Here is a 16,055-nt window from a genome sequence, read left to right on the forward strand (position 1 = left end):
CGTCAGGTCTTGCTCAATTGGAACGACCTGGTGAAGGTCTTCCCCGCCTCTCCACCGCACGCGTCGGTCGTCGTCTGCTGGCCTTCGCCGGCAAGCGTCACGGCGTCGAAGCTGTAGTTGACGGTCACCGGAGCCGATGCGCCGTTCGGGCACGGGGCCGGGGCCGTGCCGCTGTGCGTCCATCGTCCATTGGCGAGGTGGAATTCCCAGCTGATGACGAACGTCCCGCCGTCTTGGGAGGTCGCCAGGATGCAGTCCGATCCGCACGGGACGAAAAGCCAGGTGGTCGGTTTGTCGTTGTCCGCGTAGAGCACGTTGTACCGGCCGTTGAGCACTTCGGGGTTGGCGTGCGCCGGTGTCGACGACGCGATGAACGCGGTGACCAGTGCGGCACCGGCGGCCAGGCTTTGGCGGATCGTCGTCATCTCGGCAAGCCTCATCGCGCCGCCAGCCGCTCGCGGCGCAGCAGGTCCACTTCCGGCATCGGCAGCGGGGACAGCTCACCGACGACCGTGGTCAGCAGTAGGTCGGCCAGCTGCGGGTTGCGGGCCAGGCAGGGCCCGTGCATGTAGGTCGCGATCACGCTGCCCTGCACGACGCCGTCGAATCCGTCTCCGGTCCGGTTGCCGGCGCCCTTGACCACTGCGCCCAGCGGCGCCGCCGACGGGCCCAGCACGGTGCCGCCGCGGTGGTTCTCGAACCCGGTGAGGCGCTCGGTCAGACCGGCCAGCAGGGGCTTGGTCGCCAGCTCCCCGATGGTGCGCGCCTCTTGCGGTGACGTCGTCGCGTCCAGCATGCCGACGCCGTCGACGCGTTCCCCGGCCGAGGTTTCGTACCAGTGCCCGAGCACCTGCACGGCCGCGCAGATCGCCAGGACCGGCGCGCCCCGTTCGGCGGCACGCTGCAGGCCCGGGTGCTTGATCAGGTGCCGGGTGGCCAGCCGCTGCGCGTAGTCCTCGGCCCCACCCAGCGTGTAGAGGTCCAACGACTCGGGCACCGGGTCGGCCAGGGTGATCTCGACGATCTCGGCGGGGATGCCGCGCAGCAGTAGCCGCTGCCGCAGCACGAGCGCGTTGCCGCCGTCTCCGTAGGTGCCCATCACGTCGGGCAGCACCAGCCCGATCCGCACCACCGAGTCAGCCATGGCGCGCCAACGCTCGCTGCAACTGAAGGAAGGCGGTGTAGTTGGCGACGACCTCCACCCGCCCGGGCGGGCATGACGCGATCGCGGCGACGGTGTCGTGCACCAGGCTGTGCTCGACGCCCGCGTAACCGAGGCGCACCGCGAGGTCGGTGCCGCGCTCGCCGGCGGCCACGACTTCCGTTTGCTCGAAGTGCTCGAACCGCACGTCCCACAACCAGGACAGGTCCTCCCCGTCGGGCACCTGGCCGTTGACGGAGATGACGACCCCGGCGGCGCGCTTGTCGACCATCGACAGCGCCTCCTGCCAGCCCGCCGGATTCTTGGCCAGCAGCATCCGCACCTCGTGGTCGCCGACGCGGACGATCCGGTAGCGCCCGGCGACCTCGTCGACCGCCGAGACGGCCGCGACCGCCGCCGTGGGATCGGCGCCCAACGCGACCGCGGCGGCCACCGCCTGAGCGGCGTTGCCCCGATTCACCGCGCCCGGCAGCGTCAACCGCATCGGCAGGGACAACCCGTCGGGGCCGTGCAGGGCGTGATCGTCGAACCACCACTGCGGGCTGGGCCGCTTGAAGTCGGCGCCGGTGGAGAACCAGTGCCCGTGCTCGCGGACGATGACCTCGCCGCTGCGCGGGCAGCTCACCGAGTCGTTCGACCACGAACCCCCGGCGGCCACCCACACCACATTGGGGCTGTCGTAGGCCGCCGACGTCATCAGCACGTCGTCGCAGTTGGCCACCACGACCGCGTTCGGGTGTCGGGCCAGCCCCGCGCGCAGGGTCCGCTCGATGACGTTGATCTCGCCGACCCGGTCCAGCTGGTCGCGCGACAGGTTGAGTAGCACGACGACGCCGGGCTCGACGGCGTCGGAAACGTGCGGGACGTGCATTTCGTCGACTTCCAGCGCCGCCAGGGACGCATGCCGGTTGGCGGCCAGCGCGGCCACCAGGCCGGCGTCCATGTTGGCGCCCTCGGCGTTGGTGGCGACCGGGCCCAGCGTTTCCAGCGCGGCCGACGTCATCCGGGTGGTGGTGGACTTGCCGTTGGTGCCGGTGACCACGACGGTGCGCCGCCCGGTGGCGAGTTGGCTGAGAACCGAGCGGTCCAGCGTCATCGCGATCAGGCCGCCGATCATCGCCCCGGCGCCGCGACCCGTCACCCGCGACGCCCAACGCGCGCTCGCTCCCGCGGCGAGGGCCAGACGGGCGCGGGTGGTAAGCACCCGGGAAGTTTAAGGGCAGCGGGTCACCCGCATCGATTCCCGGGCGATCGGCAGCGCGGCGCTTGCCGCCGGGCGCAGCGGGTCGCCCGCATCGATTTCCGGGCCGACACGGCGCCGCGTGACACCGGCGATGTCGGTCGGCCGTGCCATCCTCAGTGCATGAGCGCGGTGTGCTGGGGTCGGCCTGCCAGCGAACCGGACGCGGGGTGGGCCGTGATCGACGTCGAAACCTCGGGCTTTCGCCCAGGTCAGGCACGGATCATCAGCCTCGCGGTGCTCGGTCTGGACGCCGACGGCGAGGTCGAGCGGTCGGTGGTGAGTCTGCTCAACCCGGGCGTCGATCCGGGGCCCACCCACGTGCACGGCCTGACCGCCGCCATGCTGGAAGACCAACCGCAGTTCGCCGACGTCGCCGCAGACGTGATCGACGTGTTGCGCGGCCGCACGCTGGTGGCCCACAACGTGGCGTTCGACTACGCCTTCCTGGCCGCCGAGGCCGAACTCGCCGACATCGAACTTCCCGTCGACTCGGTGATGTGCACGGTCGAGCTGGCCCGGCGCTTGGACCTCGGCGTCGACAACCTGCGGCTGGAAACGCTGGCGGCGCATTGGAGCGTGACCCAGGAGCGACCTCACGACGCCTTCGACGACGCGATGGTGCTGACCGGCGTGCTGGCCTCGGCGCTCAAGCTCGCCCGCGACGGCGACATCTGGCTGCCGGTGCATCCGGTGACCCGGCGCCGCTGGCCGAACGGCCGGGTCACCCACGACGAGCTGCGGCCGTTGAAGGTGCTGGCCTCCCGGATGCCCTGCCCGTACCTCAACCCGGGCCCCTACGTGGGCGGCCGGCCACTCGTCCAGGGCATGCGGGTCGCCCTGGCCGCCGAGGTCGGCCGCACCCACGAGGAACTCGTCGAGCGGATCCTGCACGCCGGGCTGGCCTACAGCGACGCCGTCGATCGGGAGACGTCGCTGGTCGTCTGCAACGACCCCGCCCCCGAGCAGGGCAAAGGTTATCTGGCCCGCAAATTGGGGGTGCCGGTGATCTCCGACGCGACGTTCATCGACCGCGTCGGCGCCGTCATCGGCGGCACCAGCATGGACGATTTCACCGACACCACCGACTCGGACCCGCAGCTCGCACTCTTCTGATCAGGCGCGAGTCTGATCAGGCGCGAGCGGCGCGGTTGACCGCCGACACCACCGCCCGCAGCGACGCCGTGGTGATGGACGGCGCAATGCCGACACCCCACACCGTGCGGCCGTTGACCGACGCCTCCACGTAGGCCGCCGCCTGCGCGTCGTCACCCGAACTCATCGCGTGCTCGGAGTAATCCAGGACGGCCACGTCGAAGCCGACGTCGCCCAGCGCGTGGACGAACGCGGCCAGCGGGCCGTTGCCGGCACCACTGATCTCGGTCTCCGCCCCGTTGAGCTTGACCGTCGCGGCGATGCTGGTGACGCCGCTGTCCTCCTCGGAAGCGTCGACGCGCTGCTTCACCCGCTCCAGCGGCCATACCGGGGCCAGATACTCCTCGGAGAACGCGTCCCACATCTCCTTGGGGCTGACCTCGCCGCCTTCCCCTTCACTGATCTTCTGCACGACCTGGGAGAACTCGATCTGCAGCCGCCGCGGCAGGGCCAGCCCGTGATCGGCCTTCATGATGTAGGCGACGCCGCCCTTGCCGGACTGCGAGTTGACCCGGATCACCGCCTCGTAGGTGCGCCCGACGTCCTTGGGGTCGATCGGCAGGTACGGCACCTGCCAGAGCATGTCCTCGACGTCGGTGTCCGCCGCATCCGCGTCGACCTTCATCTGGTCCAGGCCCTTGTTGATGGCGTCCTGGTGGCTGCCGGAGAACGCGGTGTAGACCAGATCGCCGCCGTAGGGGTGACGCTCGTGGACCGGCAGCTGGTTGCAGTACTCGACCGTGCGGCGGATCTCGTCGATGTTGGAGAAGTCGATCTGCGGGTCCACGCCGCGCGAGAACAGGTTCAGCCCCAGCGTCACCAGGCAGACGTTGCCGGTGCGTTCGCCGTTGCCGAACAGGCAGCCCTCGATGCGGTCGGCGCCCGCCTGGTAGCCCAATTCCGCTGCCGCAACGGCGGTTCCGCGGTCGTTGTGCGGATGAAGGCTCAGGATGACCGATTCCCGGTTGGCCAGGTTGCGGCTCATCCACTCGATGGAGTCGGCGTAGACGTTGGGGGTGGCCATCTCGACGGTGGCGGGCAGGTTGAAGATGATCGGGTTTTCCGGTGTGGGCCCGATGATCTCGCCGACGGCGTCGCACACCTGCTTGGCGTACTCCAGCTCGGTTCCGGTGTAGGACTCGGGCGAATATTCGAACCGCCAGCGCGTGCCGGGGTGCTTGGCGGCCTCTTCGACGCACTTGCGGGCACCTTCGGTCGCGATGGCCTGCACCGCGGCCTGCTCGGCGCGAAACACGACGCGGCGCTGCAGGATTGACGTCGAGTTGTAGAAGTGCACGATGGCCTGCGGCGCGCCGTGGCACGCCTCGAACGTGCGCTCGATCAGCTCCGGCCGGCACTGGGTCAGCACCTGGATGGTGACGTCGTCGGGGATGGCGCCGTCGGTGATGATCTCGCGGACGAAGTCGAAATCGGTTTGGCTGGCCGACGGGAAGCCGACCTCGATCTCCTTGTAACCCATGCGGACCAGCAGATCGAACATGCGGCGCTTGCGGGTGGGGCTCATGGGGTCGATCAGCGCCTGGTTGCCATCGCGCAGATCCACCGCGCACCACAGCGGCGCGCTGGTGATGACCCGATCGGGCCAACTGCGGTCGGCGAGCCGGATGGCTTCGACCTCGTCGGCGAAGGGCCGGTACCGGTTGACCGGCATCGACGAGCCGCGCTGGGGGTTCCACGCGGGCTGGCCGGGTCTCGGCGGGCCCGCCGGTTTGACGATGCTGCGTGTCGAGCTGAATGCGTCGGGATTGGAAGTCACGGTAATTGCTCCGGGGATATCAGAAGGAACCTCAGACCGGCGCATCGCGAACACCCGCGACGGGAAGCCGGTCTGGATCAGACCCCGTCGCGGCGTCCGAGGAGGAGCACCCGCTGCACGTCCTGCACTTTACCGCTTTTGGCGCCACGGTAAAAATGCCGCCGGGACCGCGGCGCATCCGCGCGCCGGGGCAGCGGGTATCGCGACGTAAATCACCATGCGGTGGCACGTATTCTGTTGTGGACTTATACCCGAAATGAAGTGCCCAGGGCCGGAGAGGCAGGGAAAAACGTGGCGCTCGTCGTGCAGAAGTACGGCGGATCCTCAGTGGCGAACGCCGATCGGATCCGGCGCGTGGCCGAGCGCATCGTCGCTACCAAGAAGCAGGGCAACGACGTCGTCGTCGTCGTCTCCGCCATGGGCGACACCACCGACGACCTGATGGATCTGGCCCAGCAGGTGTGTCCGGCCCCGCCGCCGCGCGAACTCGACATGCTGCTGACCGCCGGTGAGCGCATCTCCAACGCCCTGGTCGCGATGGCCATCGAATCGTTGGGTGCGCAGGCGCGCTCGTTCACCGGTTCGCAGGCCGGCGTGATCACCACCGGCACGCACGGCAACGCCAAGATCATCGACGTCACCCCGGGCCGGCTGCAGACCGCGCTCGACGAGGGACGCGTCGTGCTGGTGGCCGGATTCCAGGGCGTCAGCCAGGACACCCGGGACGTCACCACCCTGGGCCGCGGCGGTTCGGACACCACCGCGGTGGCCCTGGCCGCGGCGCTGCGCGCCGACGTCTGCGAGATCTACACCGACGTCGACGGCATCTTCAGCGCCGACCCGAGGATCGTGCACAACGCCCGCAAGCTGGACACGGTCACCTTCGAAGAAATGCTCGAGATGGCGGCTTGCGGCGCCAAGGTTTTGATGCTGCGCTGCGTGGAATACGCGCGCCGCTACAACATTCCGGTGCACGTCCGATCCTCGTATTCGGAAAACCCAGGCACCGTCGTCGTCGGATCGATCAAGGACATAGCCATGGAAGACCCCATCCTGACCGGAGTCGCGCACGACCGCAGCGAGGCCAAGGTCACCGTCGTCGGCATCCCCGACATTCCCGGATATGCCGCCCGCGTCTTCCGGGCGCTCGCCGATGCCGACGTGAACATCGACATGGTGTTGCAGAACGTCTCGAAGGTCGAGGACGGCAAGACCGACATCACCTTCACCTGCTCGCGCGACAGTGGGCCCACCGCGGTGGCCAAGCTCGACGCGCTCAAGGACGAGATCGGGTTCAGCCAGCTGCTCTACGACGACCACGTCGGCAAGGTGTCGCTGATCGGGGCGGGTATGCGCAGCCACCCCGGGGTCACCGCCACCTTCTGTGAGTCCCTGGCCGAGGTGGGCGTCAACATCGAGCTGATCTCCACCTCCGAGATCCGCATCTCGGTGCTGTGCCGCGACACCGAACTAGATAAGGCCGTCGTGGCGTTGCACGAGGCGTTCGGGCTCGGCGGCGAGGAGTCGGCGACGGTGTATGCGGGGACGGGTAGATAAATGGTCGCCATCGGTGTTGTGGGCGCCACCGGCCAGGTCGGCCAGGTGATGCGCAAGTTGCTCGACGAGCGGGACTTCCCCGCCACGTCGGTGCGGTTCTTCGCGTCGGCCCGCTCGCAGGGCCGCAAGCTGGAATTCCGCGGCCAGGAGATCGAGGTCGAAGACGCCGCGACGGCCGACCCCGCGGGGCTGGACATCGCCTTGTTCTCCGCCGGCAAGACGATGTCGCTGGTGCAGGCGCCGCGATTCGCCGCCGCCGGGGTGACCGTGATCGACAACTCGTCGGCCTGGCGCAAGGACCCCGACGTGCCGCTGGTGGTCTCCGAGGTGAACTTCGCGAGCGACGCCGCCAACCGGCCGAAAGGCATCATCGCCAACCCGAACTGCACGACCATGGCCGCCATGCCGGTGCTCAAGGTCCTGCACGACGAGGCCGGGCTGCAACGCCTGGTGGTGTCCAGCTATCAGGCGGTATCGGGCAGCGGGATCGCCGGGGTGGAGGAGCTGTCCACGCAGGCGCGCGCCGTGATCGACGGCGCCGAGCAGCTGGTGCAGGACGGCAGTGCGGTGCCGTTCCCGGCGCCCAAGACCTACGTGGCGCCCATCGCCTTCAACGTCGTGCCGCTGGCCGGATCGCTGGTGGACGACGGCTCGGGCGAGACCGACGAGGACCAGAAGCTGCGCCACGAGAGCCGCAAGATCCTCGGCATCCCCGACCTGGCGGTCAGCGGCACCTGCGTGCGGGTGCCGGTCTTCACCGGGCACTCGCTGTCGATCAATGCCGAGTTCGCGCGGCCGCTGTCCCCGCAGCGTGCCCGCGAGTTGCTCGACGGCGCGCCCGGCGTCAAGGTGGTCGCCGTGCCGACCCCGTTGGCGGCCGCCGGCGTCGACGAATCGCTCGTCGGGCGGATCCGGCAGGACCCGGGGGTGCCCGACGGCCGGGGTCTGGCCCTGTTCGTCTCGGGAGACAATTTGCGCAAGGGCGCGGCGCTGAACACGATCCAGATCGCCGAGCTGCTGGCCGCCCAGCGGTGATCAGCGGGTGAGCACCGCCCACACTCGCCTGGTCATGCGGTGCTCCCTGTTCGCCGCGTCGGCGGTGTGTTTGGTTGTGCCGCAATGGTTTTGGAGTGTCGCGCGCGCCGATCCCCCCGCTCCCGCCCCGGAGCCGATCCTGCAGCCGTTGGCGCCCGGTCAGGTGATGCGGATCGGACCCACCGCCGGAACCGGCACTCCCACAGGGGATTACGGCATCGGCGCGACCGACCTGTGTGAATTCGTCGAATTCCCCACCGAATTGCTGCAGGTCTGCGGTGACAGCTTCGCCGGCCAGGGCGTCGGGTTCGGCGGCTGGTATGCGCCCGTCGCGCTGCACGTGGACACCACGTCGGTCGACGACCCGGCCGGGGTGCGCTACACCGGCGTCACCGGGATCAGCCACCCGTTGCTGGCCGATCCCGCCCCGCCCGACGCCTCCCAGCTGCCGGCCGGAGTGGTGCAGATCAACCGGCGCAACTACCTGATGGTGACGACGACGAAGGACCTGGAGCCGCAGAGCTCCCGGCTGGTGACCGCCGAACCGGCGCGTGCGGGCTGGCAAACGATCCCGGATTCCCAGCGGCCCGCCTCGTATCAAGGCGGCTCACAGACGCAGATCAGCGGGTATTACGACCCGATCCCGACTCCGGAATCGCCGACCGGGTGGGTGTACATCGTGGCCGACAGCTTCACCCGCCGGGACCCGGTGGTCCTGTATCGCGCGACACCGCAGACGTTCACCGACCGGTCCCGCTGGCAGGGCTGGGCGGCCGGCCCGCACGGCGGCTGGGGCAAGCCGCCGACACCGCTGTGGCCGGACGCGGTGGGCGAGATGTGCATCAGGCAGATCGACGGCAAGGCCGTGTTGTCCTATTTCAATGCCGTCACGGGCAACATGGAGGTCCGCGTGGCCGACGACCCGACGGCGCTGGGCGACGCGCCGGTCACCACCGTCGTGCAGCACGACGAGTGGCCGGAGCCCGCGGAAAGCCTGCCGCCGCCCTACGACAACCGGCTCGCCCAACCGTATGGCGGCTACATCTCACCCGGTTCCACGCTCGATGAGATGCGAATCTTCGTGAGCCAGTGGGACACTCGCGCGCGGGTGGCCGCCCCGTACCGGGTCATCCAGTTCGCGGTCAATCCGTTCAAGCCCGAGTAGGCGACTTTTCGGCGTTTAACGGCGGATCGTCGGCAGTCTTCTTGGCTAGGCACTAGGGCACAAATCGACGATCGCATAGTTGACGACATCGTTAGCCTGTGCGGGGCCGACCCCTTCGGAGCCCTGGCCGGTGTCTGAGTTGTAAAGGACCTGCGCCCTGAGCTGCTCGAGCGAAGCGCCGTCAGAGAGCTGCCTACACAAATCCCAACCCACCTGCAGCAGTGCCGAGTCGCCGCTCGCATCAACGATCCCTGCGTTGTGCAGGTCATTGAGATAGGCGGTCTCGTCGGCGCGGGCAGGTGCCGCGAATCCGGTCCCTGCGATTGCCGCGGCTGCCACAGCGGCTCCGGCGATGAAAACATTGCGAAATAACATGCTTCCCAACCTCGCTGTTCAATGCCTTTGGTGTTTGACGACACCGCGATTGGTTGAGGGGAGCTTATGCGATTGGGCGGTTATTTATAGCGGCATTTGTGAAAATCCCCGTGGCCCGCTGAGCGGCGGCGATGGTTCACAGCTGCTACATAAGTAGCGCATAGCCGCCACTACTGTTAACGGCTTCATCATTTGTCTCATGAGCGAAACATCTGAAACCCCCACTGTGCGGACCTCCACCGCAACTGCACCGGCCGCAGCTGCAGCGGCCTACCGGGCCCCGCGGGTCTTCCAACTCGCCGCGTGGGTCGCCATCGTCGCCGGGATCGTGTTCATCGTCGCGGTCATCTTCTTCACCGGCTTCATCCTCGGCCACCGCGGCGGCCATCACGGCCACCACCACAAGCACCACCACCACCACGCGATGCTGCACCACCGCGGCCCCGGTGGCCCCGGTGGCCCCGGTGGCGTCGCCCCAGGTGGACCGAACGGGCCGGGTGCCACCACCTCGCCCGCGCCGTCGTCCGTGCGGCCCAGTGGCATGGCCCCGGGACAGCTCCCGGCGTCGGTGTTCCACTCGGCGGCCTCGCACGAGGTCCCGAGCGTCATCGTGCTGACCAACTAGAACCCCAACCCACGAGTGGCCCGGCGCTCTCATCGAGCGCCGGGCCACCTGTCATGCGCGGTAACCGCCGCGTCTCGATTCACAGCAATTTTGTCGCTGGGGCCTGTTACGGACCTCGCGTGCGGGGCAATATGGCATGGCATGAGCGAGACACCCGAACCCCAAGCCGAGCCGACCCCTGCCGCCGCAGCCACTGCGCCTCCGCCGCCACCCCCGCAGCGGGTGAAGCCGCCGCGGCTCTACACGGCGGCGGCTTGGGTGGTGATCGTCGCGGGCATCGTGTTCATCATCTCGTCGGTGTTCTTCGTCGGCGCCTTCATTTGGAAGCACCACTACCACTGCCACCACCATCACCACGGCATGTTCCACCCGGGCGGCCCCGGACCGGGCAACGGGCCGTGGCAGTACGGCAACCCTGGGCCGGGTAACGGGCCCTGGCAGAACGGGCCCGGCGGTCCCGGCCCGTGGTACGGCGGCCCCGGTGGTCCCGGACCCGACAACGGGCCGTGGGGACCGGGGCCCGGCGGTCCCGGTTTGATCGTTCCGATGCCCCCTGGCGGCCCGGGTGGTCCCGGCGGCCCGGTCTCCGGTCCCGGCATCAGCGGCCCCGGTCAGCCGACGGTGGTCAGTCCGGCTCCGGGCACGCCCGCGCCGCGCCCTTAACTCGCACCGGGCCGCACGCTGGCGTAAACCGTTGGCGCACAATAGCATTGACCACGGCTGCGCGCCCGTTCGAAGTGCCGCCGCCGCGGGGGCTGACCGAACGTCCGGGCGCCTGGCATGATCGCTGCATGACCATGCGGGCTACGCAGGTTCACCGGGCCGTCCTCGCCGTCGGCTTCGCCTTGGCGGGCACGATCGCGCCTGCGGTCGCCGCCGCGCACCCGTCGGAGCCGGGCGTGGTGAACTACGCCGTCCTCGGCAAGGGGTCGGTCGGCAACATCGTCGGCGGACCGATGGGCTGGGAATCGGTGTTCACCCAGCCGGGACAAGGCCTCTGGGTGGATCTGCCGGAGTGCAACAACTGGGCGGACGTCGGGCTGTCCGAGGTCTACGACGATCCCGATCTGGCGTCGTTCAACGGGGCCGTCACCCAGACGTCGGCGAGCGATCAAACGCATCTGGTCAAGCAGGCGGTCGGGGTGTTCGCCACCACCGACGCCGCGGCTCGGGCATTCCATCGGGTGGTGGATCGAACGGCCGGCTGTTCGGGACAGACGACCGCGATCCACCTGGACAACGGCAGCACCCAGGTGTGGTCCTTCGACGGGGGCCCGGCCGGGCCCGCCGACGAGAACTGGACCAAACAGGAGGCGGGCACCGACCGGCGTTGCTTCGATCAAACCAGGCTGCGCGAAAACGTGTTGCTGCAGGCGAAAGTGTGCCAATCCGGCAACGCCGGACCCGCCGTGAACGTGCTAGCTGGGGCGATGCAGAACGCGCTGGGTCAATAGTCGAGCGATTGGGTATCCGTCCTTGCCGTCTGGCCACTTAGCGCGGGAAGGGAATATGTCGGGGGCGTCTGATAGATGAAGCACTAGACGAAGTAGTGCCGGATATCGTTCGATTAGCTGCGCAGGGAAGTGGTCCGCAGGTGTGTTCAGCCTTCGCCGGGCCCGAAGGGATCGTGATATGACGTTCGCCCCGATCACTGCGGCGGATCCGCGGTCGACCGGCGCCGACCCTGCCCCGGAGCTGAAAGTCGCCGAACTGACCGATTCCGCGGCCGTCGCGCAATACATCGCCGAGGGTTGCCTGGTGGACGCCCCGCTAGGGCGGGTGGGCCTGGAACTCGAGGCCCACTGCCACGACCCGGCCGCCCCGCACCGCAGGCCCGGCTGGGGCGAAATCGCCGCGGTGCTCGACGCGCTGCCGCCCCTGCCGGGCGGCAGCAGGGTCACCGTGGAACCCGGGGGCGCGGTCGAACTTTCCGGACCCCCGGCCGACGGCGTCCTCCCCGCGATCGACGCGATGCAACGCGACCAGGCCGTGCTGCAGCCGGCGTTTGCCGAGGCCGGCCTGGGCCTGGTCTTCCTCGGCGCCGACCCGCTGCGATCGCCCCAGCGCATCAACCCCGGCCCCCGGTACCGCGCCATGGAACAGTTCTTCGCCACCAGCCGCTCCGGGGAGGCGGGCGCGGCGATGATGACGTCCACCGCGTCGATTCAGGTCAACATCGACGCCGGGCCGCGCGAGGGCTGGGCGGCGCGGGTTCGCCTGGCGCATGCCTTGGGGCCCACCATGATTGCGATCACAGCCAACTCGCCGATGCTGGCCGGCGACTTCACCGGGTGGGCCTCCAGCCGGCAGCGGGTGTGGGGACAGATGGATTCGGCGCGCTGCGGCCCCATCCTGGGTACCAGCGGCGACGACCCGGGCATCGACTGGGCGCGCTACGCCCTCAAGGCGCCGGTGATGCTGGTGCACACCCCCGACGCGGAGGCGGTCACGCATTGGGTGCCCTTTGCCGACTGGGTCGACGGCCGGGCGTTGCTCGGCGATCGCCGCCCCAGCGTCGCCGACCTGGAGTACCACCTGACCACCTTGTTCCCCCCGGTCCGCCCCCGCCAGTGGCTCGAGATCCGCTATCTGGACAGCGTCCCGGACGCGTTGTGGCCCGCGGTGGTGTTCACCCTGGTCGCCCTGCTCGATGACCCGGTCGCCGCCGACGCCGCGGCCGCGGCCGTCGAATCGGTGGCCACTGCCTGGGACGTCGCGGCCCGGGCAGGGTTGCGGGACCCGCGGCTCTACGCGGCCGCCAATGCGTGCGTGACCATCGCCGCCGAGAGGGCGCCCGCCGAACTCGGCGACGCGATGCAGCGGCTGATCCGCCTCGTCGAACAGGGCCGGTGTCCCGGCGACGACTTCGCCGACCAGGTGATCAAACACGGCGTCACCGCCGAGGTTTCGCGGCTGGCTCGATCGGCGCAAGGGGGACTGTGACGTCACGCGAGGCCCTTGCCGACCAGTTGGCGCGGACGCGGACGCGGACATTGCGGCTGGTCGACTTCGACGATGCCGAACTGTGCCGCCAATACGACCCGCTGATGAGCCCGCTGGTGTGGGATCTGGCGCACATCGGCCAGCAAGAAGAGCTGTGGCTGTTGCGGGGCGGTGATCCCGCCCGGCCCTCGATGCTGTCGCCGGACGTCGAGGGGCTCTACGACGCCTTCGTGCACTCGCGCGCCAGTCGGGTCGACCTGCCGCTGCTGCCGCCGGACCAGGCGCACGCGTACTGCCGGACGGTGCGGTCCGCCGTGCTCGACGCCCTGGACGCGCTGCCCGACAACCCCGCGGGCGACGAGGCCGCCTTCGCGTACGCGATGGTGGTCAGCCACGAAAACCAGCACGACGAAACCATGTTGCAGGCACTGAATCTGCGCAGCGGCGCGCCGCTGCTGCGCGACACCTCGGTGCTGCCGCCCGCCCGCCCGGGCCTGGCCGGCAGCTCGGTGCTGGTGCCCGGCGGCGAGTTTGTGCTGGGTGTGGACCCCGCCAGGGAGCCCTTCTCGCTGGACAACGAGCGCCCGGGCCATGTCGTCGACCTCCCGGCGTTCCGGATCGGCCGGGTGCCCGTGACCAACGGCGAATGGCGGCACTTCGTCGACGATGGGGGCTACGACCAGCCGCGGTGGTGGTCGGAGCGCGGCTGGCAGCATCGCCACGCCGCCGGCCTGAGGGCGCCACAGTCCTGGAATCCCGACGGCGCCACCCGCATCCGGTTCGGCCACGTCGAAGACATCCCCGCCGACGAACCCGTCCAGCACGTCAGCTATTTCGAGGCCGAGGCGTACGCGGCCTGGGCCGGCGCGCGACTGCCCACCGAGATGGAATGGGAGAAGGCGTGCGCGTGGGACCCGTCGACGGGCGCGCGGCGCCGGTACCCGTGGGGCGCCCAGGAGCCGAGCGACGCGCTGGCCAACCTCGGCGGCGCCGCGCTGCGTCCGGCTCCCGTCGGGGCCTATCCCGCCGGCGCCTCGGCGTACGGAGCCGAGCAGATGCTCGGCGATGTGTGGGAGTGGACGAGCAGTCCGCTGCGGCCCTGGCCCGGGTTCGTCCCGATGCTCTACGAGCGCTATTCGCAGCCGTTCTTCGACGGCGATTATCGGGTGCTGCGCGGCGGATCGTGGGCGGTGGAGCCGGGCATCCTGCGGCCGAGTTTCCGCAACTGGGATCACCCGTACCGGCGCCAGATCTTCTCGGGTGTCCGGTTGGCCTGGGACGTTTCCGACCACGGCGAGATCGCCTGATGTGCCGGCATCTGGGGTGGCTCGGGGCCGACGTCACGGTCTCCTCGCTGCTGCTCGATCCCCCGTTCGGGCTGCGGGTGCAGGCCTACGCGCCACGCCGCCAAAAGCATTGCCTGTTGAACGCGGACGGTTGGGGCGTCGGGTTTTTCGATGCCGCTTCGGATGGCGCCCCGCCCCGGCGCTGGCGTAGCCAGCTGCCGCTGTGGGGCGACGTGTCGTTCGAGTCCGTCGCGCCGGCGCTGCGCAGCCGCTGCGTGGTGGCCGCGGTGCGCTCGGCGACGGTCGGCATGCCGATCGAAACCAGCGCGACGGCGCCGTTCACCGACGGGCAGTGGTTGTTGTCGCACAACGGAATTGTTGACCGGGCCGTGCTGCCGGCGACGTCGCAGGCCGAATCGGTCTGCGACAGCGCGATGCTGGCGGCCGTCATCTTCGAGCGCGGCCTCGACGCGCTCGGCGACACCATCGCCGAGATCGCTGCGGCCGACCCCCAGGCTCGGCTGAACATACTGGCCGCCAACGGTTCTCGCATGCTGGCGACGGCCTGGGGGGACACGCTGTCCATCCTGCGCCGCCCGGACGGCGTGGTCCTGGCCAGCGAACCCTATGACAACGACTCCGACTGGGAGGACGTGCCGGACCACCACCTCGTCGAAGTCACCGAAAACGGTGTCACGATGACTCCGCTGGATCATCCGAAAGGCTCTCGATGACGCTGTCGCTGTCGAACCACCTCGCCGCCGACTCGGCTTACCATGCGTTACGCCGTGACGTGTTCGACGGCCTGCAGCAGACGCCGAAGTCGTTGCCGCCCAAGTGGTTCTACGACGCCGTGGGCAGCGACCTGTTCGACCAGATCACCCGGTTGCCGGAGTACTACCCTACCCGCGCCGAGGCCGAGATCCTGCGCGCGCGGGCGGCCGAAATCGCTTCGGCCAGCGAGGCTGACACCCTGGTGGAACTGGGCAGCGGAACATCGGAGAAGACGAGGCTGCTGCTCGACGCCCTGCGCGCCAGCGGGTCGCTGCGCCGGTTCGTCCCGTTCGACGTCGACGCCAGCATCCTGTCGACGGCCGCGGCGGCCATTCAGCAGGAGTACGAAGGCGTCGAAATCAAGGCCGTCTGTGGCGATTTCGAAGAACACCTGACCGAGATCCCGCGGGGCGGGCGGCGGCTGTTCGTGTTCTTGGGGTCGACGATCGGCAACCTCACGCCCGGACCGCGCTCGGACTTCCTCACCGCGCTGTCGGACCAGATGCGGCCCGGCGACAGCCTGCTGCTGGGCACCGACTTGGTCAAGGATATCGAGCGACTGGTGCGGGCCTACGACGATTCCGCCGGGGTGACGGCGGCGTTCAACCGCAACGTGCTGACGGTCGTAAACCGGGAACTGGACGCCGATTTCGATGTCGATGCCTTCCGGCACGTGGCGCGGTGGAACCCGTCCGAGGAACGCATCGAGATGTGGTTGCGGGCCGAACATCGCCAGCGGGTGCGTGTCGGTGCGCTCGAACTGACCGTGGACTTCGAGGCTGGCGAGGAGATGCTCACCGAGGTGTCGTGCAAGTTCCGCCCCGAAACGGTGAGTGCCGAACTGGCCGCCGTCGGATTGCGTCGCACGCGATGGTGGACCGACGGCGCCGGTGACTTCGGGTTGTCGTTGGCCGTGAAGTGACGGTCGGCGACTCGCTGGCCGACCGATGGCGGGCGGCCC

Annotated in this window: 17 protein-coding genes; 11 read left to right on the forward strand and 6 right to left on the reverse strand. The window is 69.3% G+C overall.

Annotated elements, in window-relative coordinates; translation table 11 throughout:
- Window positions 1-2: 2 nt before the first annotated feature.
- The 4 genes from G6N26_RS19485 to G6N26_RS19500 are packed head-to-tail and all read right to left on the reverse strand — an operon-like array spanning window position 3 to window position 2,516.
- Window positions 3-425 carry a hypothetical protein gene (locus tag G6N26_RS19485; protein WP_083016579.1) on the reverse strand — a complete coding sequence of 141 codons (423 nt, stop codon included), beginning with the start codon at window positions 423-425 and terminating at the stop codon, window positions 3-5.
- An 11-nt stretch (window positions 426-436) separates the two neighbouring features.
- Window positions 437-1,132 (reverse strand): type 1 glutamine amidotransferase, encoded by a 696-nt coding sequence (locus G6N26_RS19490; RefSeq protein ID WP_179960382.1) that lies wholly within the window; start codon window positions 1,130-1,132, stop codon window positions 437-439.
- Window positions 1,133-1,136: 4 nt separating this feature from the next.
- The gene (locus G6N26_RS19495; protein ID WP_067173153.1) at window positions 1,137-2,366 is read right to left on the reverse strand and encodes a Mur ligase family protein; all 1,230 of its coding nucleotides are present in this window, start codon (window positions 2,364-2,366) and stop codon (window positions 1,137-1,139) included.
- 9 nt (window positions 2,367-2,375) lie between these two features.
- Window positions 2,376-2,516, reverse strand: coding sequence for a hypothetical protein (locus tag G6N26_RS19500; RefSeq protein WP_163648843.1), 141 nt, complete (start codon window positions 2,514-2,516; stop codon window positions 2,376-2,378).
- A 9-nt stretch (window positions 2,517-2,525) separates the two neighbouring features.
- Here G6N26_RS19500 and G6N26_RS19505 point away from each other — a divergent pair, with 9 nt between their 5' ends.
- Window positions 2,526-3,518 carry a DEDDh family exonuclease gene (locus tag G6N26_RS19505; RefSeq protein WP_083016572.1) on the forward strand — a complete coding sequence of 331 codons (993 nt, stop codon included), beginning with the start codon at window positions 2,526-2,528 and terminating at the stop codon, window positions 3,516-3,518.
- 16 nt (window positions 3,519-3,534) lie between these two features.
- Here the strand turns inward: G6N26_RS19505 and leuA are convergent, their stop codons facing one another.
- Window positions 3,535-5,334 carry a 2-isopropylmalate synthase gene (gene leuA, locus G6N26_RS19510; RefSeq protein WP_083016568.1) on the reverse strand — a complete coding sequence of 600 codons (1,800 nt, stop codon included), beginning with the start codon at window positions 5,332-5,334 and terminating at the stop codon, window positions 3,535-3,537.
- A gap of 291 nt (window positions 5,335-5,625) precedes the next feature.
- On the opposite strand from leuA, the gene G6N26_RS19515 reads away from it, so the two are divergent.
- From G6N26_RS19515 to G6N26_RS19525, 3 genes are read left to right on the forward strand one after another with little or no spacing between them, the layout of a single operon-like run.
- A complete protein-coding gene (locus G6N26_RS19515) occupies window positions 5,626-6,891 on the forward strand; it encodes an aspartate kinase (protein WP_067166496.1) in 1,266 nt (421 codons plus the stop codon).
- Window positions 6,892-7,926, forward strand: coding sequence for an aspartate-semialdehyde dehydrogenase (locus tag G6N26_RS19520; protein WP_067166493.1), 1,035 nt, complete (start codon window positions 6,892-6,894; stop codon window positions 7,924-7,926). It abuts the gene before it with no gap.
- Window positions 7,927-7,933: 7 nt separating this feature from the next.
- Window positions 7,934-9,091: a DUF4185 domain-containing protein gene (locus G6N26_RS19525; protein ID WP_179960234.1), complete on the forward strand. Its 1,158-nt coding sequence runs from the start codon at window positions 7,934-7,936 to the stop codon at window positions 9,089-9,091.
- 45 nt (window positions 9,092-9,136) lie between these two features.
- On the opposite strand, the gene G6N26_RS19530 is transcribed toward G6N26_RS19525, so the two are convergent.
- Window positions 9,137-9,466, reverse strand: a complete 330-nt coding sequence (locus tag G6N26_RS19530; protein ID WP_082991293.1) for a DUF732 domain-containing protein — start codon at window positions 9,464-9,466, stop codon at window positions 9,137-9,139.
- Window positions 9,467-9,692: 226 nt separating this feature from the next.
- Here G6N26_RS19530 and G6N26_RS19535 point away from each other — a divergent pair, with 226 nt between their 5' ends.
- The 7 genes from G6N26_RS19535 (at window position 9,693) to egtD (ending at window position 16,016) form a co-directional block, all read left to right on the forward strand.
- Complete coding sequence (locus G6N26_RS19535; protein ID WP_179960383.1) at window positions 9,693-10,091, forward strand: hypothetical protein; 399 nt, start codon at window positions 9,693-9,695, stop codon at window positions 10,089-10,091.
- Window positions 10,092-10,232: 141 nt separating this feature from the next.
- On the forward strand, window positions 10,233-10,754 hold the full coding sequence (locus G6N26_RS19540) for a hypothetical protein (protein WP_067166482.1): 522 nt from the start codon (window positions 10,233-10,235) through the stop codon (window positions 10,752-10,754).
- A gap of 128 nt (window positions 10,755-10,882) precedes the next feature.
- Entirely contained in the window at window positions 10,883-11,545 is a 663-nt protein-coding gene (locus G6N26_RS19545) for a sensor domain-containing protein (protein ID WP_067166502.1), read from the forward strand.
- Window positions 11,546-11,723: 178 nt separating this feature from the next.
- Window positions 11,724-13,034 carry an ergothioneine biosynthesis glutamate--cysteine ligase EgtA gene (gene egtA / locus G6N26_RS19550; RefSeq protein ID WP_083016565.1) on the forward strand — a complete coding sequence of 437 codons (1,311 nt, stop codon included), beginning with the start codon at window positions 11,724-11,726 and terminating at the stop codon, window positions 13,032-13,034.
- Complete coding sequence (gene egtB / locus G6N26_RS19555; RefSeq protein WP_083016561.1) at window positions 13,031-14,341, forward strand: ergothioneine biosynthesis protein EgtB; 1,311 nt, start codon at window positions 13,031-13,033, stop codon at window positions 14,339-14,341. The genes egtA and egtB overlap by 4 nt, the downstream gene beginning before the upstream one ends.
- Entirely contained in the window at window positions 14,341-15,054 is a 714-nt protein-coding gene (gene egtC / locus G6N26_RS19560; protein WP_083016558.1) for an ergothioneine biosynthesis protein EgtC, read from the forward strand. Before egtB ends, egtC begins: the two co-directional genes overlap by 1 nt.
- Window positions 15,051-16,016: an L-histidine N(alpha)-methyltransferase gene (egtD, locus tag G6N26_RS19565; RefSeq protein WP_083016554.1), complete on the forward strand. Its 966-nt coding sequence runs from the start codon at window positions 15,051-15,053 to the stop codon at window positions 16,014-16,016. Before egtC ends, egtD begins: the two co-directional genes overlap by 4 nt.
- Window positions 16,017-16,055 lie beyond the last annotated feature (39 nt).

The sequence above is a fragment of the Mycobacterium marseillense genome, from assembly GCF_010731675.1.
Classification (GTDB): Bacteria; Actinomycetota; Actinomycetes; order Mycobacteriales; family Mycobacteriaceae; genus Mycobacterium; species Mycobacterium marseillense.